At 38.2% G+C, this 25,456-nt stretch carries 19 protein-coding genes and 1 other annotated feature; of the genes, 11 read left to right on the top strand and 8 right to left on the bottom strand.

Annotation, left to right across the window (positions count from 1 at the left end; all coding sequences use genetic code 11):
- Positions 1–15 precede the first annotated feature (15 nt).
- From GS400_RS15200 to motS, 4 genes are all read left to right on the top strand, one after another.
- On the top strand, positions 16–1,071 hold the full coding sequence (locus GS400_RS15200) for a bifunctional 3-deoxy-7-phosphoheptulonate synthase/chorismate mutase (RefSeq protein ID WP_160103181.1): 1,056 nt from the start codon (positions 16–18) through the stop codon (positions 1,069–1,071).
- Positions 1,072–1,283: 212 nt separating this feature from the next.
- Complete coding sequence (gene ccpA, locus GS400_RS15195; protein ID WP_160103179.1) at positions 1,284–2,279, top strand: catabolite control protein A; 996 nt, start codon at positions 1,284–1,286, stop codon at positions 2,277–2,279.
- 55 nt (positions 2,280–2,334) lie between these two features.
- On the top strand, positions 2,335–3,156 hold the full coding sequence (motP, locus tag GS400_RS15190) for a flagellar motor protein MotP (RefSeq protein ID WP_160103177.1): 822 nt from the start codon (positions 2,335–2,337) through the stop codon (positions 3,154–3,156).
- A complete protein-coding gene (motS, locus tag GS400_RS15185; protein ID WP_160103175.1) occupies positions 3,146–3,967 on the top strand; it encodes a flagellar motor protein MotS in 822 nt (273 codons plus the stop codon). Before motP ends, motS begins: the two co-directional genes overlap by 11 nt.
- An 11-nt stretch (positions 3,968–3,978) precedes the next feature.
- On the opposite strand, the gene GS400_RS15180 is transcribed toward motS, so the two are convergent.
- The 4 genes from GS400_RS15180 to GS400_RS15165 all read right to left on the bottom strand — a co-directional run bounded on the left by GS400_RS15180 (position 3,979) and on the right by GS400_RS15165 (position 9,712).
- Positions 3,979–5,181, bottom strand: coding sequence for an acetoin utilization protein AcuC (locus GS400_RS15180; RefSeq protein WP_160103173.1), 1,203 nt, complete (start codon positions 5,179–5,181; stop codon positions 3,979–3,981).
- A complete protein-coding gene (locus GS400_RS15175; RefSeq protein WP_160103171.1) occupies positions 5,151–5,798 on the bottom strand; it encodes an acetoin utilization AcuB family protein in 648 nt (215 codons plus the stop codon). Before GS400_RS15175 ends, GS400_RS15180 begins: the two co-directional genes overlap by 31 nt.
- Before the next feature lies 1 nt (position 5,799).
- On the bottom strand, positions 5,800–6,453 hold the full coding sequence (locus GS400_RS15170) for a GNAT family N-acetyltransferase (RefSeq protein WP_160103169.1): 654 nt from the start codon (positions 6,451–6,453) through the stop codon (positions 5,800–5,802).
- 187 nt (positions 6,454–6,640) lie between these two features.
- Positions 6,641–9,712, bottom strand: a complete 3,072-nt coding sequence (locus GS400_RS15165) for a transglycosylase domain-containing protein (RefSeq protein WP_160103167.1) — start codon at positions 9,710–9,712, stop codon at positions 6,641–6,643.
- Positions 9,713–9,941: 229 nt separating this feature from the next.
- Positions 9,942–10,151 (top strand) — a binding site (T-box leader).
- A 166-nt stretch (positions 10,152–10,317) separates the two neighbouring features.
- On the opposite strand from GS400_RS15165, the gene tyrS reads away from it, so the two are divergent.
- Positions 10,318–11,586: a tyrosine--tRNA ligase gene (tyrS, locus tag GS400_RS15160; RefSeq protein ID WP_160103165.1), complete on the top strand. Its 1,269-nt coding sequence runs from the start codon at positions 10,318–10,320 to the stop codon at positions 11,584–11,586.
- A gap of 684 nt (positions 11,587–12,270) precedes the next feature.
- Here the strand turns inward: tyrS and GS400_RS15155 are convergent.
- Positions 12,271–14,565 (bottom strand): ATP-dependent DNA helicase, encoded by a 2,295-nt coding sequence (locus GS400_RS15155; RefSeq protein ID WP_160103163.1) that lies wholly within the window; start codon positions 14,563–14,565, stop codon positions 12,271–12,273.
- A gap of 140 nt (positions 14,566–14,705) precedes the next feature.
- The gene (gene rpsD, locus GS400_RS15150) at positions 14,706–15,308 is read right to left on the bottom strand and encodes a 30S ribosomal protein S4 (RefSeq protein WP_160103161.1); all 603 of its coding nucleotides are present in this window, start codon (positions 15,306–15,308) and stop codon (positions 14,706–14,708) included.
- A 570-nt stretch (positions 15,309–15,878) separates the two neighbouring features.
- Here rpsD and GS400_RS15145 point away from each other — a divergent pair.
- Entirely contained in the window at positions 15,879–17,789 is a 1,911-nt protein-coding gene (locus GS400_RS15145) for a sensor domain-containing diguanylate cyclase (protein ID WP_160103159.1), read from the top strand.
- A 41-nt stretch (positions 17,790–17,830) separates the two neighbouring features.
- On the opposite strand, the gene GS400_RS15140 is transcribed toward GS400_RS15145, so the two are convergent.
- Complete coding sequence (locus tag GS400_RS15140; RefSeq protein ID WP_160103157.1) at positions 17,831–18,310, bottom strand: GAF domain-containing protein; 480 nt, start codon at positions 18,308–18,310, stop codon at positions 17,831–17,833.
- A gap of 136 nt (positions 18,311–18,446) precedes the next feature.
- Here GS400_RS15140 and refZ point away from each other — a divergent pair, with 136 nt between their 5' ends.
- The gene (refZ, locus tag GS400_RS15135; protein ID WP_160103155.1) at positions 18,447–19,076 is read left to right on the top strand and encodes a forespore capture DNA-binding protein RefZ; all 630 of its coding nucleotides are present in this window, start codon (positions 18,447–18,449) and stop codon (positions 19,074–19,076) included.
- Here refZ and hisJ read toward each other — a convergent pair.
- Complete coding sequence (hisJ, locus tag GS400_RS15130) at positions 19,069–19,869, bottom strand: histidinol-phosphatase HisJ (RefSeq protein WP_160103153.1); 801 nt, start codon at positions 19,867–19,869, stop codon at positions 19,069–19,071. The genes refZ and hisJ overlap by 8 nt on opposite strands.
- A gap of 262 nt (positions 19,870–20,131) precedes the next feature.
- Here hisJ and ezrA point away from each other — a divergent pair, with 262 nt between their 5' ends.
- From ezrA to thiI, 4 genes are all read left to right on the top strand, one after another.
- Complete coding sequence (ezrA, locus tag GS400_RS15125) at positions 20,132–21,826, top strand: septation ring formation regulator EzrA (RefSeq protein ID WP_160103151.1); 1,695 nt, start codon at positions 20,132–20,134, stop codon at positions 21,824–21,826.
- 8 nt (positions 21,827–21,834) lie between these two features.
- The gene (locus GS400_RS15120) at positions 21,835–22,182 is read left to right on the top strand and encodes a hypothetical protein (RefSeq protein WP_160103149.1); all 348 of its coding nucleotides are present in this window, start codon (positions 21,835–21,837) and stop codon (positions 22,180–22,182) included.
- A gap of 863 nt (positions 22,183–23,045) precedes the next feature.
- A complete protein-coding gene (locus GS400_RS15115) occupies positions 23,046–24,185 on the top strand; it encodes a cysteine desulfurase family protein (protein ID WP_160103147.1) in 1,140 nt (379 codons plus the stop codon).
- Positions 24,186–24,190: 5 nt separating this feature from the next.
- A complete protein-coding gene (thiI, locus tag GS400_RS15110; RefSeq protein ID WP_160103145.1) occupies positions 24,191–25,393 on the top strand; it encodes a tRNA uracil 4-sulfurtransferase ThiI in 1,203 nt (400 codons plus the stop codon).
- Positions 25,394–25,456 lie beyond the last annotated feature (63 nt).

Genomic DNA, 25,456 nt, shown 5'->3' with positions numbered 1-25,456 from the left:
TGGAGGCTCAAAAACGTGAGTAATGAAGAACTAGACAAGCTGAGAAGAGAATTAGATGAGGTTAACGAAGATTTATTAGATTTAATTAATAAACGGGCCAAGGTCGTTCAACAAATTGGCCAAATTAAGCAGAGGCAAGGTATGAACAGGTATGATCCTGTAAGAGAGAGAAACATGCTAGATTCCATTAAAGAGAAAAATACTGGACCATTTGAACATAGTACTGTGGAGCATATATTTAAGGAAATTTTTAAAGCGGGTCTCGAATTGATGGAAGATGACCATCGAAAAGCCTTGCTCGTATCTCGTAAAAAGAAGCCTGAGGATACGATCATCGAAATAAAAGGAGAAACCATTGGAGATGGGAATCCTCATTTTATTATGGGGCCATGTTCAGTGGAAAGCTATGATCAGGTAGCAAGAGTAGCTAAGGAAGTAAAAGATCAAGGCTTAACCTTATTAAGAGGTGGAGCTTTTAAGCCAAGAACATCTCCTTACGATTTTCAGGGGCTCGGTCTAGAAGGGTTAAAAATCTTAAGACGCGTTGCAGATGAGTATGACCTTGCCGTGGTTAGTGAAATTGTAAACCCGGCTGATATTGAAACAGCTGTTGAATACGTAGATGTTATTCAAATTGGAGCACGTAACATGCAGAACTTTGAACTGCTAAAAGCTGCAGGATCTGTTAATAAGCCTGTCTTGCTTAAGCGTGGACTAGCTGCAACAATATCTGAATTTATTAATGCAGCTGAATATATCATTTCTAAAGGAAACGGCGACATCATTTTATGTGAACGCGGAATTCGAACGTATGAAAAGGCGACAAGAAATACACTTGATATTTCTGCAGTTCCAATCTTAAAACAAGAGACACATTTACCTGTTATGGTCGATGTCACACATTCAACTGGCCGTAGAGATTTACTTTTACCAACAGCTAAAGCTGCAATGGCAATTGGAGCGGATGGCATTATGGCTGAGGTACATCCTGATCCAGCTGTTGCCCTATCAGATTCTGCTCAACAAATGGATATAGAGATGTTCAAAAACTTTATGCAAGAGTTAAGGTAATTTTAGCTTGTCTTTTGTAAATTTGTGAAATAAACTTGTACATGCGCCAACGTAGGGTTGGCGTATTCTTTTTGTAAAAAAAGAAATTAGAAATCCATTATGTATTCAAGAATGTCGAGAATTGCAGAACCATGCATAGTATCGTATGATTATTTAAAGACAAAATAGGGGAAAATCTCGTATAGAGACGAATATTTTGAGGAGGTAACGAAATGAACGTAACAATATATGATGTAGCCCGTGAAGCGAATGTTTCCATGGCTACAGTTTCAAGAGTAGTGAATGGAAATCCGAATGTTAAGCCAGCTACACGTAAGAAGGTATTAGACGCAATTGAGCGACTTGGCTATCGTCCAAATGCTGTTGCAAGAGGTTTAGCAAGCAAGAAAACAACAACTGTGGGAGTTATTATTCCAGATATCTCAAGTATCTTTTTTGCCGAACTAGCACGAGGTATTGAAGATATTGCGACAATGTATAATTACAACATAATCTTAAGTAACTCTGACCAAAATAAAGAAAAAGAAATTCATTTAATCAACTCCATGTTAGGAAAACAGGTAGATGGACTTGTATTTATGGGTGGAAAGATTACTGAAGATCACATTCGTGAGTTTAACAATGCTTCTGTACCTGTTGTATTAGCAGCTACAGAAGATGAAACGAACTCTGTGCCTTCTGTAAATATTAATTATGAAGAAGCGGCTTACGAAGCAACAATGACATTGTTTGAAAAAGGGAATGACGATGTTGCCTTTGTTTCTGGTCCAATTGAAACGAATATTAATGAACAAAAGTACAATGGTTATGTACGTGCTTTAAAAGAAAAAGGAAAGTCATACACTGATAAGTATATCGTTCGTGGTGACTATACGTACGACAGTGGAATTGAAGCTTTAGATCAATTAATAGCTATTGAAAAGAAGCCAACAGGCATTTTTGTAGCTTCAGACGAAATGGCTCTTGGTGTCATTCATGGAGCTCAAGACCGTGGTATGAAAGTACCGGAAGATATAGAAGTCTTTGGCTTTGACAATACACGTCTTGCCACCATGGTTCGCCCAACGTTATCTACAGTAGTTCAGCCTATGTATGATATTGGAGCCGTATCCATGCGTCTCCTTACGAAATATATGAACAACGAGGAAGTAGCTGAGCAAAATGTCATTCTTCCGCATAGAAATATTGAAAGAAACTCAACAAAATAATAAATATGTCGATATAGAGAAGTAGTTCATAAGGGTTAGATTAGGGAGAGAGACTATGAAACGAAACGACTTATTAACCCCAATCGGCATATTTTTGGGTGTCACCATGATAATGGTGGGCATTTATTCGAATGGTGGATTTGCTGGTGTTTTATCCTTCGTTCAAGTTACATCTATTATTATCGTGCTTGGAGGCTTATCCGCAGCTCTTTTAGTTAACTTTAATCTAAAAGAAATGAAGATTACATGGAAGGTTTTGAAAGAGGCATTTAACCATGATGAACAAAACCTTCGTGAGCTGATCCAGTTATTCGTACGCTTATCAGAACGTGCGAGACGAGAAGGATTATTAGCTCTTGAAACGGACTTAGAGGAAGTAGAGGATCCTTTCATTAAGAAAGGCATTCTCTTAGCAGTTGATGGCATTGAACCAGAAGTAATTAATGACATTATGAATGCTGAAATCTCTGCTATTGAAGAGCGTCATACAAGGGGACGGGCTATCTTTGAAAAGGCAGCGGAATACGCACCTGCCTGGGGAATGATTGGTACTTTGATTGGACTAGTATTGATGCTAGACAATTTAACTGACCCTTCAACTTTAGGACCAAATATGGCTGTCGCGCTATTAACAACCTTGTATGGAACTATTCTTGCTAACCTTGTTTTTCAACCAATTGCAGGGAAGTCAGAGAACAAAACAGAACAAGAGATGTTTATGAAACAAGTGATTATTGAAGGTGTCATTGGAGTTCAGTCCGGACAGAATCCTAAAATCTTAGAAGAAAAGCTAAGTGCTTTCCTTTCTGAAGATGATAAGCTTCAACAAGAAGATGAAGAAGAGGATTTCATGGGGGAAGCGGCTAATGAAGCCTAGACGTAAAAAGAAACAACAAGATAAAGGGGCACCGAAATGGATGGTGACCTTTTCGGATATGATGACATTAATTCTTGTATTCTTTATTTTATTGTTCTCCATGTCACAAATTGATTTACAAAAGTTTGAAGCTGTTGCTGAATCGTTTCGTAGTAGAGCGATTTTCGATTTTTATCCATCTATGATGGAGTTCGAAAACCCATCTCAACGCCGTAGTAGTGAGCAAGAGCAAAAAGATGTTAGTGAGTATGATTCACCATCTAAAAATAGTGTGAATCAGGATGAAAAAGGAAGCGACCAAAAGGAAGATTCCTTAGATGAGTTGGTTAAAGATGTAAAAAGCTTCTTAGATACCAACGACATGAGTAAAGATATTACTGCTGATCGAACAGATCGAGGGGTTGTCTTGACCCTTCAAGAGCAAGTCCTATTTGAAACAGGTAATGCTGAAATTATTCAAGCAGGCCGACCATTCTTGGATAAGGTTGGTCAATTGTTAGATAAGATACCGAACTATGTGAAGGTAGAAGGACATACGGATAATCGCCCTATCTCAACTTTTCGTTATCCATCTAACTGGGAGCTCTCGGCTGCTCGTGCAAGTAGTGTTATTCGGTATCTAACAGACGCTGAACAACTAAAAGGTTCACGATTTACGGCGGTAGGGTATGGTGCTACACGTCCTATTGCGCCTAATGACAGTCCAGAGAACTGGAATAAGAACCGTAGAGTAGAAATCGTAATACTAGACCCTACTTATCAAGACAATTCAAATCAAACCACTCAAAAAAAAGCGAGCTCAGAGTCATGAGCTCGCTTTTCTTATAGGCTTTGTCCCGAGTTATATTTAAGTCGAATGAACTGTAGGGCTTTTTCTAATGCTTTTTCATTCTTCTCGGTTATTTCAGGTTTGCGAGGGATAGGTTTGTACATCCCAGATGGATCATTCCAGTGAGTCGGAAGTTGGACAGGTGACTTCTCATTCCATTTTGATAACCATTGTTCTGGCAACTCACCATGGAATGGAGTAGATGTACTCATAACCTTCCAAATTTGAGCCCAAGCTCTTGGTACGACTCGCCAAATATCATAACCTCCACCACCTAATGCAATCCACTTCCCATCACAGTATTGATGGGCAAGCTCATGAGCAAGTTGGGGGATCAACTCAAATGTGCTCATGGTGGTGCATAAGTGGGTTAGTGGATCATATACGTGCGCATCAGCTCCATTTTGAGAGACAATCACGTCGGGTTGAAAATATTCAACAACTTCTCGGAAAGCGCTCTCATAAACTTGTTGAAAAGATTCATCCTCTGTAAAGGCATCGATAGGTACATTGAAGCTGTACCCATATCCTTCTTTTATACCTCGTTCATTAACGTTTCCGGTACCAGGGAAAAGATATCTACCTGTTTCATGAATGGATAAGGTACAAACATTAGGGTCATCGTAAAATGCCCATTGCACACCGTCACCATGGTGAGCGTCTGTATCGATATAAAGAACCTTTACATCGTAATGCTTTCGTAAATATTGGATAGCTACAGCGCCATCGTTATAAATACAAAAGCCTGAAGCTTTACGCTGAAAGCCGTGATGAAGGCCGCCTCCCAGATTTAAAGCATGCTTAGCGTGTCCGTGCATAACAGACTCAACTGCAGTTAATGTTCCTCCAACAAGCAAAGAGGCTGCTTCATGCATGTTTTCAAATATAGGCGTATCTTCTGTACCAATGCCATATTCTAATCCATCATCTTCAGATAACTCTCCAACACTCGCTTTTTTAACTGCATTTATGTAAGCTTTATCGTGAGCAAGGTTAAGTTCTTCATCAGACGCTAATCGAGGTGGAATGATGTTTTCCTCATCAAGAGCCTTACTATCTTTCAAAAGTTCATAGGTTAAAATGACCCTCATCTGATTAAAAGGGTGATCATCCCGGAAGCGATATTTCGTTATTTCATCTGAATACACAAAAGCTGAATGGCAATTTACGTCTCGATCCCTGGCAAGTTTGGCCATAGTACTTCATACCCTTCTGCTCTTAAATCTTCTATGATTGGATTCGGATTCATTGTCTGAACACGGAATACGATGATTTTATACTTGTCATCCTTCTGGTATGGATAGACCAAGACCGAAGTGATATTAACTTTTCGCCTTCCTAAAACAGCTGTTACCTCAGGTAAAATACCGGGTTTATCATACACTTTAATTTCAATTTGGGAGCTTTGTACATGAACGCCTGTAAGTTGAATCATGGTATAAAGCATATCTTTTTCTGTTACGATACCGACTAATTTATTTGCTTTTGTTACAGGGACACAAGCAATTTCTTGTTCATAAAAGATAGATGCTGTTTCCTCTACAAAATCAAGTGGGTGTACGGTTATAACAGGTGTTGTCATGATCGTCTCTAACGTATTTTGAAGCTCACTACGATCTTCGTCTTGATAAAAGATAGATGGGCTAGCATCACGTACATCACGATCTGACACAATTCCAATCACCTGATTTTGATCATCAACAATCGGTATATGACGAATATGATATTGGTTAAGTAGTCTTAAAGCGGTTTCAATTGTTTCGTGAGGTTCAAGCTTTATAACCTCGGTTTTCATGATATCTTCAACTAGCATGTTACACTCCGCCTCTCTCTGTACGACTTTTTCTTCTAGCTAAAAAGCGTAGATCTTCAAATCGGTCAATCGATTCTTGCGGAACACGTTCCCCAACTTTCACCATTAAGCAATTGGCTGGGTGGGAAACGATCTCTGGATCATCAGTAGGTTGGGGCGATAGGCCACCGGCTCCCATCATCTTCTCCATAACTTTACGATAGTTCCATATGTTCAATCCCGTGCCTGATAGATCCCAATGCCAATAGTATTCTGTAGAAATGATAATAAAGTTTTCCATTTCATCATCCATCATAGATACTTTTAATAGCCATGAGCCGATTTTATATCCTCGGAATTCTGAGATGACTTCAATGGCACCTAATTCGATGAGGTCCTCCATTTGAAACTTTGACCAGCGCTCAAGTGGGTCAGGGTAGAGGAAAGTAACGTACCCGATAATGGTGTCTTCCGTTCGAGCTATAATAATTCGTCCCTCATCAAAATCTGCAATCTTTTGAACTGCTTCAAACTGCTTGGGAGCTGGTCGGAATGCACGCAGTCCCTCATGAAAATGGTAGTTTGCTAAATCAGTAGATGAAAGAGGTCCCTCAATTGTAATGATTCCTTTTTCTGTTTCAATTTCTTTGGAGTAATACGTTTTATGATGAATCATTTATACACCACCTTACAAGCAACCATGATTTTCTTCCTATTATACATGAAATCTTGTGAAATTTAATGGATAAAGCATAAAGAAAACGTAGCGACTGCCAATTCTATATGTATAGCTTAACAATCTCTTAACGTATAAAAAAGAGGAATGATGAGTACATCATTCCTCTTATGAAGTGTAGTAAAAGCTATTCGTCGGTATTATCTGAGCCAGAGGAATCTGATCCGCTGTCTGTTGAACCTCCAGAGTCTTGACCTCCACTGTCAGAACCGCTATCAGATCCTTCGTCGTTTGTTTCTCCGCTATCGTTAGTTTGATCGTTTGAACTATCATCGTTATTAGAATCATCATTTGATCCGTCATTGGAGTCATTGTTGGAATTATCATCTGAACCAGAGTCGTCATCACTATTACCAGATGAATTATCATCGTTTGAATCAGACCCTGAATTAGAATCGTTTTGATCACCATTATCGTCATTTTCTGGTTCATCTGGAGTAAAGTCACCGTACACAACAGATGGAGAAGATCCTGATTCCATTCCAAAGTAGTCTACCGCACGTACGATATATACACCTCTACCAGAAATACCAATGCTTGTGCCTCCAGAGCTTCCTGCTAGTTGATAAACCCCTCCAGGAGCACTAGCACGATATACGCGATAACCCACGACATCTGAGCTTTCTGAAGGTGACCAATTTAATACTCCGTCACTTGCTGAAACCTGTGCAGGTGCTTCAGGTGCCTGACCATCATTTGGTACTTCTTCAGTAGATGGAACGCGAATGTCTGCCCAACGCTCGTTGTTTGGTACAAGCTTACTGTAGTCTTCTAATTTGTCATAGCCTTTCTCTTTAAGCCACTCTGGGTTAAAAAAGATTCCTTCATTTGTAAATTCAGTTGGTGTAGATGCTCCAGCGACATAAGTTGTTTCACCAATTGTAACGTATTGTGACTGTATTAAACTATCATCTTTTTTAGTCGGTGCATGCTTGGCGTAATAGATATCACTCTTGACTAATCCAAGCTGCTGACAAAGTTCTGTAGGCAATTTACCAGAAGAAGCACAGTAAGAGCTGCTCACAATACCACCAGGACGTTTGAAATCTTTTTCTGGTGCCATTAGTTCTGGTCGGATTTCTGTTGCTGCATTAACAATTTGAGCCCAAAGATTTACGTTTCGGTTACTGTAACCAAGGTTACATTCATAACATTTGTTAATTGGTTTAGGTGTGTCATATCCCATCCACAAACCCATTGTAACATTAGGATTTGTAGCGACGAACCAAGTATCATGCCAATCCTGAGATGTACCTGTCTTTCCAGCCCAGTCCACATTCTTATTGTTCAATTGATATTTAGCGTAAGTTGCTGTGCCGTACTCTAAAACGTCACGCATCATATCAATTGTTAAATAAGATGTTTGAGGACTAAATACATCTTGAGTTTGGCTTTCATGCTCATATAGAACGTCACCGTCTGGGGATTCAATTCGTTCGATCATATAAGCGTCAACGAATTTACCCATGTTACCAAATGTAGCATAAGCATTTGTGTTTTCTTCGATACTTACACCGTTTCTAGTAGCACCAAGAGATGCAGACAGAATGTGCTTATCTTCTTCAATTAATGATGTGAAACCCATTTTTTCTAAGTACGAGCCTGGGTTTTGATCAATAATATCAGCATAAGTTCTAGCTGCAGGAACGTTAAATGATTTTGCCAAGGCATAACGTACAGAAGTTAAGCCGTGAAAACGACCTGTATAGTTTCCAGGTGTCCAAGTATCAGTACCTGCATCAAATTCTTTTTCAATATCTGCTACAACAGAGCCTGGCTGGGCTGCACCTAGTTCAATGGCTGGTGCATAAACGAGAAGTGGCTTCATTGTACTTCCGTTCGGACGTAATGCATTTGTTGCGTGGTTCAAGTTTTCTTTTTCATAATCTCGACCACCAATAAAGCCGACAATTTTACCTGTGCTATTTTCAATTAGCATTCCACCGACTTGAACTGGTTCCATGATTGTTTTTTGTTCTCCGGTTTCAGGGTCCGTAACCTTTTGAGGTTTATCAGGCCCATATTGCTTATACTCTTTTGCGATCTGTTGCATCTTGTCATAGATATCTTTATCTACCGTTGTATGAATTTTATAGCCTTCTTGACGCAAGCTACGTTCTGCTAGGATATTGTACTGTTCACGTAAGGATTCATTAGCTTTTAAATCTTCTTCCGTATAGCCATCTTGTTCAGCTAATTTATCGGCTAAAATCTTTTTAGCCCTCTTTTCAATTTCAATGGTTAACCAAGGATACTCTTGAATTGGTGAAGGCTGAGGTTCAGCAAGGTCAGCAGCGATGTTGTAATTGATCGCTTGTTCGTACTCTTCTGATGTAATCATCTCAGCTTCTTTCATTCGGGATAGAACGGTTCTCATTCGATCCATTCCTGGTGTGATACCTTCAACACTTTTGACTTCACCATTATTTTTAAATGGTGTATATAGGAATGGACTTTGTGGCATTCCTGCCATATAAGCAGCTTGTGCAATATTTAGTTCATCTGCACTTTTACCAAAAATACCTTGAGCTGCTGTTTCAACGCCTGCAATGTTTCGACCTGAAGCATCTCGTCCGAATGGTACTACATTCAGGTAAGCTTCAAGAATTTCATCTTTTTCAAAAAATTTCTCTAAACGCATAGCTAACAACATTTCCTTTGCTTTACGTTCAAAGGAAACTTCATTCGTTAGAATTTGGTTCTTAATTAACTGTTGCGTTAAGGTACTACCACCAGTTTTGACGCTAGCATTTGTGATTTCTTGAAAGATTGCACGCATGATTGCTTTAGGCACAATACCATTGTGCTCTTCAAAGTATGCGTCCTCTGTAGCTATGACGGCATTCTTTAAATGCTCTGAAACTTGGTCTAGTTTTATTTCTTCACGATACAAATCAGAGCGTATTTTACCTAAGTAATCTTCTTGAGCAAAATAGAGTTCTGTGTTTTCTTCATAGTTATAAATATCTTTCTTCATATCTTCTTCCGCACGGACAGGCTCGTCTTTTACAAGTGATGCGAAATATCCTGCACCTAGTCCTCCCGCAAAGAAGATCCCAATCACGCCAACAATGATGAAGAACAAGATGATGTTCCAAATTACATCATAGGTAATTCGGGATGCCTTTTGGATTTTCCCAGTTTCCCACCATGCTTTAAAACGTGATCTATTCGAACCATTTGACTGGTTATTACTCATACTATTACCCCCTAATAATAACACTTGCCATTATACCATAATCCCCCATAAGGAGACATGATTCTACTTTCCTTTTTCATGAAGAATAATAGATTAAATATAGTATTCTTTCATACTTTTATATCTTGCTTTTGTATCAATTACTTCTCACAAACTTTGGCAGAATCTCCGCATTTCGATTATTGCTTTTCACTTTAATATGTGATATAAATATCTCACAGTATTTAAATATTGAACGTTGAAGGGTTGCAGTAATGATTTGTTATCTGATTTTAGAGAGCTGGCGGTTGGTGAAAGTCAGTACAGAACAAATTGTGAATTACGTCCTGGAGTATCTTCTGCGAAATCAGAAGACGGTTAAAAACCGTTATTTTTCCGAGTGGTAACAAGTAAGCTTGTTACAACAAGGGTGGTACCGCGATCAAACCTCGTCCCTTTTATATAGGACGGGGTTTTTTATATGCTCTAAACCTACCAGGAAACGTTATTTCCACCATAATATTCCTTATTCGTGTTATAAGGGAAGATGTAAATACTGTAAACACGTTTTAAGTATTTTTATTGAAAAATCAAAACATGTACCTATGTAAACAAGGAGTGTAATCATGGATATTTTACAAGATTTAAAAGCTCGTGGTTTATTAAACCAAACGACTGATGAAGATGGTTTGAAAGAACAGTTAGCTAACAATCAAGTCACATTATACTGTGGATTTGATCCAACGGCAGATAGTTTACACATCGGAAATTTAGTAGCCATCTTGATTTTAAAACGTTTCCAAGAAGCAGGGCACCGTCCACTCGCTCTTGTTGGTGGTGGCACAGGTTTAATTGGTGACCCAAGCGGGCGTTCAAGTGAGCGTCAACTTAATGATGAAGACACTGTGCGCAACTATAGTGAGAAAATAGCTGGCCAACTTGCGAAAGTTCTTGATTTTGAAAAAGGTGGAAATGCTGCGGTTGTTCGAAATAACTTAGACTGGCTTTCAGACATGACGATGATTGAGTTTTTACGTGATGTTGGTAAGCACTTCGGAGTTAACTACATGTTAGCAAAAGATTCGGTTGAATCCCGTATTCAACACGGTATATCTTTTACTGAATTTAGTTATATGATTTTACAATCTTACGACTTCCTAAACCTATTTCGTAAAGAAAATTGCACATTACAGATTGGCGGAAGTGACCAGTGGGGAAATATTACTGCAGGTCTAGAATTGATTCGCCGCTCCTCAGAAGAAGGAGAAGAAGCAAAAGCGTTCGGTCTAACGGTACCTTTAATTACAAAAGCGGATGGTAGCAAATTCGGAAAAACAGCTGGAGGAGCAATTTGGTTAGATCCTGAGAAAACAACTCCTTATGAATTTTACCAATTCTGGATTAACACGGATGACCGTGATGTTATTAACTTCTTACATTACTTTACATTCTTAAGTCTAGAAGAGATTGATGAGCTTAAGAAAGAAGTTGAAAATCAACCAGAAAAGCGTGTAGCTCAACGTCGTTTAGCTGAAGAAGTAACGACAATGGTTCATGATGAAGCTGCATTAAAACAAGCTCAAAAAATTACAGAAGCATTGTTTAGTGGAGACCTTAAAGGACTAACTGGAGATGAGATTGAGCAAGGCTTTAAAGATGTTCCAACTCACTCACTTTCCGAAGATGAAAAAGGTCTAATTGATCTTCTAGTAGAAGCTAAAATTTCTTCTTCAAAACGACAAGCTCGTGAGGATATCCAAAACGGTGCGATCTATATTAATGGTGAACGTCAACAGGATCTTAAGTACACTGTAGATGCTGAAGATCGAATTGATGGCAAATTTACCATTATCCGTCGAGGGAAAAAGAAGTATTTCTTAATTCGTTATGAATAAGATGAGCGAAAAAGCCTTGAGTGAATGATTGATTCACTCAAGGCTTTTTTTGCTTATGTCACATTTTGTGTAGGGGGATTTATTCAGTTAAATGGCAGGATTGTTGAAGACTTGAAACTGAGAGGAGTCCGTTGCTGTTGAGTAATTTATTGCGGTCAGTGAAACGGCAAGCCTGTTGTGGAAGACAAGCCGAGCCTCCTCGTTCCTGCGGGGTCTCGTCTTGCCTTTGCTACCACGACAGTTTGCCGTTTCCTTCCCTCCACGCGATTATGGAAACTAACGGACCATAATTTGGCTTTCCCACCTCATGTTGGTTGGAAATCATATTCAGAGAAGTTGTTCAGAGCCTTGTCATGATAGGGTAATACTACCTGGAATCAGAACAACTCATCCCTGAACTAAGGCGGTTCCGTTAATCTCCATTCTGCTAAGGCGGGCTGTGGAACGGGTTGACTCCTCCGGTAGAAAGGGCGAGCGAGATCCCGCAGGAACGAAGTGACGAGGAAGATCGATCGGTCTTCCGGGGAAAGCAACCCGTTCCACAGCCCGCCGATCTGCACAAAAGCAACGGAACCATACGCACATTATCTCGATTCCAAGTCTTCCACATAAGGGGCTTTAACAGAATAAGAGCATTACTCAAAATGCCTTGGTGAGTCATGTGTTTTAGTATGAGAATATTTATTACCTTGGTAATACCATAAAATTTCTCCATTCAGGAGGTAACAGGGTTCGGTACTTCGGTTGTAAAAAACGGTCATCAATCAGCACGATAAAACCTTTATCTGTTTCTGTCCGTATTAATCGACCACCAGCTTGAAGTACTTTATTCATCCCAGGATAGACATAAGCGTAGTCAAACCCTTGCCCCGAGTTCTCCTCGAAGTAATCTTTAATGATATCTCGCTCATAGTTTAATTTTGGCATACCTGTACCTATTATGAGAACGCCGTTTAAACGGTCTCCCTTTAGGTCCACACCTTCTGAAAACACTCCACCTAGAACCGCAAAGCCGACTAAAGGTTGATCTCGCCCTTCTTGAAAATGCGCTAAAAACTCCTCGCGTTCTAAATCCCCCATTTGGGTTTCTTGGAGTATCGTTTCAATATGATCATACGCCATTGTAAAAGCCTCATAAACCTCATTCATGTATTGATATGAAGGGAAGAATACGAGAAAGTTACCGGCTTTATTAGTAAATTCTGCCATGGTTCGAATGATAGGTTCTATAGATTGTTCACGGTCTCGGTAACGTGTGGAGGTTGGTTTCACGTAGACTTCAGAGTTTTCCACAGGGAAGGGAGAAGGTATGCTTAACCTATAATTATCTTCCTTCCAACCTAGCATGTTTTGAAAATAGGGCATTGGCATAAGCGTTGCTGAAAAATAGGTTTGTGCTCTATATCCCTTGCTCATCTTTTGAAGTAAACCTGAAGGATCAACACAGAATAGTTTTACACGTACCTCACTTTTATATCGTTGTAAGTACGTAATAAATGATGAATCATATAGTTTTGCAATTCGTATAAAACTTAACGTATTAAAATAAGCCTCTAAGAGCTTATCCTGCTCAACTGATTGCCCAGATTGAACTAATTCTTTTTCTGCACTTTCATTAAACTGCTCAACCAATTCAATTAATGAAGAGGGCTTATGGTCACTTTTCTTCTCTGTTTCATTTTCCATCATTTCTTTTTTCATCTGAAGCATCCGGTCATTAATAGCTTTAGCGGACTCAAAAAGGTCTTCATTTTGATTTTTATAAGTACGCTTTAGGTCGAGAAATTCGGACTTTAAAAGCTCAGAAGAAAACATAGAACGAGATCGGTCTACAAGATTATGAGCCTCATCTATTAATAAAGCTGTTTTAGCTTTCGACTCGTTCCACATTCTTTTTAAAGAAACACGAGGGTCAAAAATATAATTGTAATCACAAATAATAGCATCAGCTTGATAGGAGGCATCTAGGGAAAATTCAAAAGGGCAAACTTGATGCTTTCTAGCATAGGATTCAATCACTTCACGACTCATGTTGGTTTCATGTTGGAAAAGGTCAAGTATAGCACCGTTAATTCGGTCATAATATCCATTAGCAAATTCGCAATAATCTTTTTGGCAAATGGTTTCTTCTTTAAAGCAAATTTTATCTTTTGCAGTTATAGAAACGGTGTGCATGGATAGACCTTGATGATCCATCAAAGAGAATGTTTCTTCTGCAGTTTGTTTTGTGGTTGTTTTGGCAGTTAAATAGTAGATTTGCTCTAAGTATCCTTCACCTATAGCTTTAACAGATGGAAATAGAGTAGAGATTGTTTTGCCAGTTCCAGTTGGTGCATTGGCAAATAGGTTTGTTTTGTCTTGAATGGTTTTATAAACAGCTCCCGCAAGTTTTCGCTGTCCCCTACGAAATTCAGGAAATGGGAAAGGGAGTTCTTGAATGCTCTCGTTTCGTTTCTTTTTATGTTCTAACATTAACTTGGCGTAGGGTGAATACTCGTGGATGACCCATTCAACATAAGGGCGAAGTTCACTTAATGAAACGATTTCTTTAAATCGCTTCTTTTCTTTGGTTTGTTTCTGAATGTATGTAAGCTGTATAGTGATATCCTGTTGATCATGATCAAGTAAATACATAAAAGCATAAAATTTTACTTGCGCCCAATGAACTGGGGATTGATTATGGTCAATATCACTTATATTGAGGGAAGTGGACTTTATTTCATCAATTATAGTAGCTTGACCATCTATTAAAATCCCATCACATCGACCATCTACTGTGTAAGTAATCCCATCAAAGTCTATGTTTGTTTTGAGATAGACTTCTTTTTGGTCATCTTCTTTATATTCATTTTGGATTTCTTGATGAAGAAGAGTCCCCTCATGCATAGAGGTTGCTGTCTTTAAACCAGTATCAATTGAGCCACTTCGATAAACATACTCGACAAGAGAGCGTACAGAGATATGTATGTGTTGCTCCATGTTATCACCAATCTTTTTTTCAAACGTATGTTCTGTTAGTATATCATGTTTAAGGGAAACCGTGTTACAGGAGAGAGAAATGTAGTAATAAAACAATAAAAAACCTGATCTGTAAACAGACCAGGTTTTTCAGAAGCATATTAACGAGAGTAGTACTCAACGATAAGCGCTTCGTTAATTTCAGAAGGCATTTCAGAACGTTCAGGGTAACGAACGTAAGAACCTTCAAATTTTTCTTCGTCAAAAGAAAGGTATTCAGGTACGAAGTTGTTCACTTCTACAGCGTCCTTGATGATGTCAAGGTTAGCTGATTTTTCACGAACACCGATCGTTTGACCAGGCTTCACGTGGTAAGATGGGATGTCTACACGACCACCATCTACAACGATGTGACCATGGTTAACAAGCTGGCGAGCTTGACGACGAGTGCGTGCAAGACCCATGCGGTAAACGATGTTGTCTAGGCGAGATTCTAGAAGTGTTAAGAAGTTCTCACCGTGAACACCTTTCATTTTACCTGCTTGGTCGAACATGCTGCGGAATTGACGTTCGTTAATTCCGAACATGAAACGAAGCTTTTGCTTCTCTTGAAGCTGCATGCCATATTCAGAAAGTTTTTTACGCTGGTTAGGACCGTGTTGTCCTGGAGCGTAAGGGCGTTTTTCTAATTCTTTCCCAGTACCTGTTAAGGAAATACCGAGACGACGAGATTTTTTCCAAGTGGAACCTGTGAAACGTGCCATTGGTCATCTCTCCTTTATCTATTTTATTTGCATAAAATAAAAACAGAGTGTACCGATCTCGCAGACCATTTTGTTTTTCATGTATCTTCGCCCCAGCAGCAGAGGGTTACGCAATACACCTCTAAATGAGGAACAAACTAGTGCAACGGTGGTTCACCTAAGCTGCCTTTTATTTTACACAAAGGCTATTATAAGTTTTTTATATGAATAAGTCAAGGAAACTTTAAAATGAATTATATGAAATAGGGGGGAGGAGTCTCTATAGAAGGTCTATCATGAAAGGATTAATATGATTATTATAATCAAAGTATCTCATATCATGGTATAATGTGCATTATATCAATTTCAAGATAATTATATAGAAGCTTTTAGTGCAAAAGGCTTATTAAATGTGTTGTTTCAGCATATTTATCAAGTTTCAAATACCAATATAGGGGAAAAGTTTACCCTGAGATTAGACTTTTTAAAAAAAATAAGTCAAAATGATTAGGGATTTAAGACTATTACCGATATAATAATGAGAAACCTTTTTATAGTGTAAAACTCCATGGGAGATAAGGTGATGTATGGATGATTACGAATAATTTTCAATCTCAAATATATAGCGATCTAAAAGTTCGATTTTATGATCTATTCACATCTAAATCAAATCGATCTTTTGAACAATTTCTTGATGAAATGACAGTAGAAATGAAAAAATCCCTTTGTCCTTCTGAAATTGGAATTTACATTTATGATGAATGGGAAGACAAGTTTCATTTAAAGTCAAATGCAACGCCTTCACATCGCATAAAGCTATCCCCGTTTACTTTCTCTGAATGGGCGGAATTTAAAGAGGAGAATAGACTTTGGGATACAGAAATACTAAATGGTTCTCGATTATGGAATGACAATAATGACCATTCTAATTTTGTTATCCCTTTAAAGATAGAAAATCGCGTCTTTGGTTTTCTGTTTATTGCTTTTTCTGATATTACTTTTTCAAGAGAATTCTGTTTTGACCTTCAGGCTATAGGGTTTGAAGTGTTAAAAGTTCTGATGAAAATGGAAAGCTATTATAAAACGCTCGATGAAGAGAAAAAGTATGAATTATTATTTCGAGTAACCTCAAAGTTTCATTCTTCCATGAATATGGATGATGTTCTTGCTGAAATCATAGATACACTTCGGGAGGTGTACCCGAAATTTGAATATCACCTGTTATTATCTCATGATTATTCCACCAAACGTGATTTGCCAATAAAAGAGTTAATGTACGATCAAGATATTACGAGTAAAGCTAGTGCACAGGCTTATTTAACTGGGCAAATTCAATTTGAGGATCGAATGGACCAGAGAAAATCCTGTCTATATGCACCTTTAAAAGGGAAGCAAGGAGTTTATGGGGTCTTACAAGTTATCGCTCCAAATTCCATGCTATTTCCTGACGATGATATAGAATTTATAACATTATTAGCCAATACTGCCGGGAATGCTTTGGAAAATGCGAGATTGTACCAACAATCGAAACGTCTGATCTCAGATCTTCAGTTAATTAATGAAACTTCACATAAGCTTAATTCGAATTTACGTTTATCTGAAACGATAACCTATATGGCAGGTCAGATTAAACACTCTTTCGATGCAAAAGAAGTTGGATTTCTCCTTTTCAAAGATGAAGAAGTTACTTCCTATCAAATATTAGATGAAAGTACTGACTATTTCCATTCAAGGGAAGCGGAACAATTAATACATCATATAAATGATAGGTTGAGTAATCATCAAGATGCTTTATTTATTGGAGATTTTTCTGTTAAAAACCCAAATATGAAATGTGAATATCAATCTGTTATGGCTATCCCGATGATTCAAAGAGGGACAGTAAAAGGTGTCGTAATCGTCCTTCACCCTTCACCTTATTTCTTTTCCTTTGAAACATTTAAGTTGTTACAATCGCTTGTTCATCACTCAACACTAGCATTTGCTAACTCAATGTTAAGAGAGGAATTGGAACAGCTGGTTCGTACGGATTACTTAACGAAACTTTATTCTAGAAAGTATTTGGATGAAACGATTAGTGATTACATTAGTCAAGGATATTATGGGGCATTTGTGATTGTTGATATAGATAACTTTAAGCAAATCAATGATCGGTATGGTCATCAAGTGGGAGACCAAGTTATCGTTCAAGTGGGTGACTTGCTGAATGAAGCAATTGGTTCTGCAGGAGTAGTTGCTCGTTGGGGAGGCGAAGAATTAGCCATATATTTACCTAGGCACTCTTTAGAACAAGCCTTTGCACAAGCTGAACGTTTAAGAACAACAATAGAATCTTCTACGAATCCAACTGTAACGATTTCTTGTGGTATTTCTTATTGGCAAGGTAATCAAGACAATTTAAAAGATTATTTTATCCGTGCAGACCAAGCACTTTATGAAGCGAAAGAGGCAGGGAAGAACCAGGTTCGGCATGAAGGGGATATGGGGTATATTCAATATTAAGTCACACAAAAGCCATGGAGTTGATCCATGGCTTTTTGTTTTTAAAGGTATTTTGACGTCAATTCTGCAAATTGGTTTAGATACTTTTCGTCTACTTCATCAAAACGGTTTTTAATAGGGCTATCAATATCTAGTACACCAAATAGTTCTCCGTCAACATACATCGGGACGACAACTTCTGATTGGCTAGCTGCATCACATGCGATATGGCCTGGGAATTGATGGACATCTGCAACAACTTGCGTTTTACCTTCAGCGATCGCAGTTCCACAAACACCTTTTCCAGATGGGATTCGTACACATGCAGGTAGTCCCTGGAAAGGTCCAAGTACCAATTCATCTTGTTTCCAAATATAAAAACCAACCCAGTTAACTTGGTCTAAGAATTGATTTAGCAAAGAAGAGGCATTAGAAAGGTTAGCAACCTGATCCTGTTCATCCTCTAAAAGAGCTTTTAATTGTTTTAATAGGAATTCATAATTTTGTTCTTTTGTGCCACTATATTGCTCGACATGAAACATCAGTAATCCTCCTCAATAGTCATAAATGTGTTAGGTTCTGATCCTTTCGACAGATTCAGCTCGGAAAGTGACGAGAGAATGTTGCAGGAATTCCCCTCCCTAAGGCGAAATCAGTCTAGTAGGAGGGGGAATATTGATGAGAAATGCTACAACGAAACAGAAAGTGATGGATGCTGCTGGATATTTGTTTTTTACTAAAGGTTACCATGGCACTTCTGTACGTGAGATCGCAGGCAGAGCTAAGGTGAATGTCTCGTTGATTAGCTATCATTTTAAGAATAAGCAAGGCCTGCTTGAATATTTAATGGTAGAGTATTTTGAACCGTATATTGAGCTCTTAGAAGAATATGCTCAAAAAGAAGATACAAGAGAATCATTTTACCGATTAATAGAGCTTATTATACAGTATAAAAAGAAACACTATCAATTTACATGTTTCGTTCATCGTGAATTAACTCTCGATAATGTTCTGGTACGTGAAATGATGGTGACGTATTTGGCTAAGGAAAAATATATTCTCTATCGTTTGTTTAAACAATGCTTACATGGTTCTGGGATAAAAGGCACTCAACTACAATATTTGTTCCTCCAATTTAAAGGTATGCTTATGACGCCATTTATGATGCCTTATGATATGAGAGATCAGAACGTTCTGGATCACTCAGATACCTATTTTTCAAAACAGTATTCCAAAACGATCATTCAATGGTTTGATCACTTAATAGATAGTCATAAATATTGTTATAAGAAAGAGGGGGTTATTTAAAATATTGTTCTAGGTGCTCATATCCTTTTCCTAAGTCCTCGGCTTTATGGGCATCTGAACCATACACTAAATGGATCCCTTTATTCTTTGCTTTAGCTATCACATTTTCTGGCGGATAACTTTCAAGACAGTAAGGTTTACGAAGCCCGGCACTATTTACATCTAAGGAATAGTTATGCTCGTTGATTTTATCTAGTATATGGTCGATCTCCTGATCAAAGGAAGTAGTGGCCGGGTATTGATTTTTAAATTTTTGAACTAATGTCATATGTCCGATACGTTCTGGTTTATAAGCCCCTAAGTCAGCTGATATTGATTGTAAAACTGTATCGAAATATCGCTTATAAACAGCATCCACCGAACCCAAGCGTTGCACAAGTTCCTTAAAAGCTTCTACCCCATAATCCATACATACATAATCCTCGCCAGCTTTTAAAAAATGAACAGAAAGGATGCTGTCCGTTAACATAGGTCCATAGGTATTCAAAAATTCCCTGATTTCTCCTTCATACCCCTCAATATAATCTAATTCCAAACCGATATGAACAGTAATATCCTTTTTGTACGTTTCTTTTATATCCTGTATTGCTTTAATGTAAGATTCCATGTCTTTTAATGATATCGCACTATCCTTTGTAGGCACTGGATCATGAAAACTTTTTGGTAATGGAGCATGCTCTGTAAAGCTTATCGAATGATAATTTAAAAAAATGGCGTTTTCAACGTATTGTTTTAGGGTATCGCGTGTTCCATGGGGGCAAAATGGTGTGTGGACATGCCCGTCTATTATCATCTTATATTCGCTCCTTATAGGAAAAAATTACATTTACTTAATAAATTTGAAAAATTTTAGCCAAATAGGCTGTATACATGGTATCATAAAGGCAATATCTCTACATAACTAGACTCGATTTGACAATTTAGAGGATTACGGTTGTTCAATAAGGTTATGTCAAAAGTAGTCCAATCACTATAATAGGATGATTTCGGTTACTTTTGCATCCTTGTTGAACATAAAATTTAATTTGAAAGACTTTGCTGTTAGGAGGCTTTTTATGGGGTACGTCATCGCTGTCATACTCACTTTGATTGTATTTATTATTTATGGTTTGTTGTTAAGGAAAAAAGTATATGATGCTGTCGACCGACTAGAAAGCTGGAAAATGCAGATTACCAATCGGCCGGTTACAGAAGAACTGGCTAAAATTAAGAACCTTAATTTATCAGGTGAAACACAAGAAAAATTTGAATCTTGGCGTGAAGAATGGGATGATATCTTAGCCAAACAGCTACCAGACCTTGAGGAAGGCCTGTTTGATGCTGAGGAATATGCTGATAAATATCGATTCCGATCTGCCAAAAAAGTTATCAATGAGGTTGAAGAGAGCCTTCAATCTATTGAAAGTTCTATTAATGGTATGTTTGATGAAGTAGATACCCTATTACACTCTGAAGAAAATAGCAGAAAAGATATTGAAGCTCTACAACCTTACGTTAAAGAGTTTAGGAAAAAGCTTTTACAACAGCGACATCGATACGGTAAGGCAGAAGTTCGGTTTGAAATGCAAATTGATGAACTTGAAGAACGAATGCTTAAATATTATCAACTTGTCGATCAAGGAGATTATTTCGAAGCTCAATCTGTTGTTCAAGAAACCAAAGAAAAAATGGAACAACTTGAGGAAAAACTAGAAGAGTTCCCGGTACTATATAAAGCATGTCACCAAGAGCTGCCGTCAGAGTTGGATGACCTTCAATCTGGAATACGAAAGATGAAAGAAGACGGTTACCATATTGAACTTTTTGGGTTTGATAAAGAGATTCAAAATTACCAAGAGGAGCTTTTAGGTTTTGTAACATCTCTTGAGAAAGCTGAAATGGATGATGCAAAATTACGTGTTCCAGAGATTGAAGAACGAATTCAAGAGATTTATAGCGAGTTGGAAAAGGAAGCTATTGCAAAGAACTATATTGATCATCATCAACCACAATTATACAAACAATTACAAACGACTAAAGAAGACATGAAAGAAACAAAAAATGAACTTGAGCGACTACAAGATACATATCAACTAGAAGATAAAGACCTTGAAATGCATATGAGTTTAGAGAAATGGTTAAGTCTCCTAACTAAACACTTTGATGAGTTGAAGACGAATATAGATAAGGAAGAAACAGCTCATTCTTCTATTCGTTCTGATTTAGAAAACTGGGAAACACAGTTAGCAGAATTAGTCGACCAACATGAACAATTTAAAGAACGTCTTTTCAACTTGCGAAAAGGAGAACGAGAAGCCTCAGATCACATAGACGAATTGAAAAAAGAGCTTTTAACTGTTCACCGGAAGCTACAAAAAAGTAATTTACCTGGAGTTCCTGTGTATATTCGAGATGTATTACAAGCTGCAACTGAAGCTTTAGCTAAGGTTGAAGAACAATTAGATTGTCAGCCATTAGATATGGCTAAAGTACATGAATCACTTGATTACGCTAAAAAAGAGGCAAGTAAAGCAAAAGAGCAAACAGAACTTCTATTAGACCAGGCTCATATGGCAGAGCAAGTTATTCAATATGCCAATAGATATCGTAGTAAAGACCCATTCTTAGCTGCTAAACTAGCTGACTCAGAAGGTGCATTTCGTTCGTATGAATATGATGTGGCACTAGAACAAGCATCTGCAGCGTTAGAGAATGTGGAACCAGGAGCATTACAGCGCATTGAAAGCAACATGAAAACCCCCGTTGGATAGGTGATGTTATGCAAAAAAGATTGTTAATAAGTTTAACTGTTATATCAGGACTTGTTTGGTCATCCGTTATATTGTTGTTCTTTTTCCCTGGTGATCAAATGAAAGCTACATCACATGTAAGCCGTGCGGAGGTTACTGTAGAATCAAAAGCTCCTCAGGATTATGGCATGTTCGTTCAGCATTTAGCTGAAATCCGTTCGCCTCAAGTTCGTCCTCAAAACAGTAACATTACTGCTAGTGGTGGGATAACTCGTGAATGGGTAAATAAAATGGGAAAAGATAAATTCTCTGTTGATGATTTATTAGCTTCTATAGAACAAGAAAAGAACACCCCTCTCGATTCCAAGAAGGAATAAGAGAGGGGTGTTTTGTTTTGGGGACTCTTTCTTCTTCCATTAAAGCCCCCTTATCTGGAAGACTTGATTTCGATATAAGGTGAGTATGGTTCCGTTGCTTTAATGGAGTGCGGCGGGCTGGGAAATGGGCTGCTTTCCCCGGACGAACGATCGAGCCTCCTCAGTCACTACGTTCCCTGCGGGGTCTCGCTCGCCCGTTTTTCCGGAGGAGTCAGCCCGTTTCCCAGCCCACCTTAGCCGTATTGAGGTTAACGGAACCGCAGCCTAATAAGTATTTCTGTTTTGATTTGTTAGTTGCACCTTAATTAGATTGAAGAGGATTTGGATCCTGAGATAAAGCTTGTTTATAGCATTTCTGATCTCCATATAATACTTCTGATGCGCTATGGAAGATCAACTAATTAGAGCTGGGGTCGTTAACCTACATACCAATGGGGGAAGGAAACGGCAAACTCCCGCGGTAGAAAGGGCGGCCAAGACCCCGCAAGGAGCGTAGCGGATGAGGAGGCTTGGACGGTCTTCCGCAGGAGTATTGCCGTTTCAATGACCCCCACGCCTCACAAACGCAACGAACACACCATCTCACTCAGAAGCTTATTCCAGATTACTGCCATTTAACGGAATAACTTCTTATCGAATTTAAAGAAATAAAATTGATTAATGAATCTTTTCTTTTCTCCCCTAATCTATACGTTTTGATTATTTATGAAAATGGTTTGATATAATAAAAGATAATATATGGATTCGTTTCTAGTTTGGATACATATTAAAAGAGAGCTCATCTCTACTGAGATATATTTAAAAAGTAATCAAGTTGTGATACGATATTGGAATGCAAATGATAATAAAGGGGTTCGGGCGATATGATTTATTTTGATAATAGTGCAACGACGAAGCCTTTTCCCGAAGCGTTAAAAAGTTTTCAACAGGTTTCCGAACGTTATTATGCAAATCCATCTTCTATTCATAGTTTTGGAAGTGAAACTGAAAAGCTTTTGCTTCAGTCCAAGAAGCAGGCAGCTCAGCTTCTAAATGTGAATCAAGAAGAGATCATATTTACATCTGGTGGAACTGAAGGAAATAACTTAGCGATTAAAGGAATTGCTCTTCAACACCAGAATCGAGGTAAACACATTATTACAACGACTATAGAGCATCCATCTGTGTTGGAAGCATGTCGTTCATTAGAAAGTTTAGGTTTTGAAGTCACATACCTTCCTGTTGACGAAGAAGGAAGATTAAGTGGAGATGATGTTAAGAATGCAATCCGTAACGATACCATATTGTTAAGTGTGATGCATGTTAATAATGAGCTTGGGACTGTCCAACCTATTGAAGAAATAGGTCATATTGCAAGTCAGCATCCTAAAATGTTCTTCCATGTGGATCACGTGCAAGGGCTGGGTAAACTTTCGCTTAATTTCCATAGCTCCCACATTGATTTATGTACGATGTCTAGTCATAAAATACATGGATTAAAAGGAGCAGGGATGTTATATGTGAAGAGGAATACGTCCTTGTTTCCGTTGCTTCATGGAGGTAGCCAGGAGGCTTCGTACAGAGCAGGCACAGAAAATCTAGCTGGTATTGTAGCTATGGTTAAGGCCTTACGAATGATTTTAGATAAACAACAAAGTCAGTACAGACATCTTCAAAACTTAAATAAACAGTTAAGAGATTGTCTTAAGGATGTTCCTCAGGTGATGATAAATTCTCCAGAGGATAGCGCTCCTCACATCTTAAATTTTTCAGTGCCAGGCTATAAACCTGAAGTTGTGATTCATGCTCTTGGAGAAAAAGGTATTTATATATCCACCAAGTCCGCTTGTTCTTCTAAAAATGCGGATGAAAGTGCTGTATTAGCTGCATGTGGACATCAGTTTAAACGATCCTCATCTGCATTAAGAGTTAGTTTATCTTATGATAGTACGAAAGAAGAAGTGGAAACGTTTTGTGAGGCGTTTAAAGACGTCATGAATCAATTAAGTGAAGTAATGGGGTAGATAACATGAACTATGATCATATATTAATCCGATACGGTGAAATGTCGTTAAAAGGGAAAAACCTGAAGCAATTCGTAGCTCGTTTATATGAGAACGTTAAAATAAAGTTAGCTAATTTTTCCAATATCCAAATTAAACGTAATCGAAGTCGTATGTACATTTTGCTAAATGGGGAAGATCCTGAGCCAATTATGGAACAACTTAAAGATGTATTTGGGATACAATCCTTTAGTTTAGCAATTAAATCTGATAGTGAAGAAGAGCAAATTAAAAAAGCGGTTATGTTTGCGTTAACAGAGCCAGAAGATGTGAAAACATTTAAAGTTTCAGTAAGACGCGTAGATAAGGATTTTCCGATTGGTTCTCAAGATATGAACCGTGTTCTAGGTGGGCACCTTTTATCCAATACAGAAGGGTATTCGGTAGATGTTCATAATCCTGATATAGAGCTTCAAGTTGAAATTCGTAAAGATGGAACTTATATAACTTCGAAAAAGATTCCGGGAGCTGGTGGATTGCCAGTAGGTACTTCTGGTAAGAGCTTATTATTGCTTTCTGGAGGAATCGACAGTCCGGTAGCTGGATACTTGTCAATGAAGCGCGGTGTTGAAATGGAAGCTATCCACTTCCATTCCCCGCCTTATACAAGTGAACGCTCTAAACAAAAAGTGATGGACCTTGCAAAGCAACTCACACGTTTTGGGCATAAACTCCGTGTTCATGTCGTTCCATTTACAAAGCTACAACAAACGATTTATCGTGAAATTCCTGAAGGATACGGAATGACTGTTATGCGTCGTTTGATGATGAAAATCAGTGAGTGTGTTGCTGAAAAAGAAGGAATCCTTTCCTTTACAACTGGAGAGAGTCTTGGTCAAGTAGCCAGTCAAACCATGGAGAGTATGAATACGATTAACGAAGTAACCAATTATCCGATCATTCGTCCACTGGTATCCATGGACAAGCTTGAGATTATTGATATTTCGAAACGAATTGATACGTATGATATTTCCATTCGTCCATATGAAGATTGTTGTACAGTATTTGTGCCAAGTCAGCCAAAAACACGTCCAACCCGTGAGAAAATCAATGAATTAGAGGCAAAAGTTGACTTCTCTAAGGAATTAGAAGAAACGCTTGAATCCATTGAAGTCATTGAGTTCAAGGAAGAAGCAGAACAAGAAGATGAGTTCTCAGATCTTTTATAATGACTGAGATTTCATGAACTACCAATAACTGAATGGATTGATCTCGCTTTGTTACACATGCTA

Source organism: Pontibacillus sp. HMF3514 (genome assembly GCF_009858175.1).
Taxonomy (GTDB): Bacteria; Bacillota; Bacilli; order Bacillales; family BH030062; genus Pontibacillus.
Note: the sequence above shows the minus strand (reverse complement) of the source record. Positions and strands in the feature narration are given on the sequence as shown.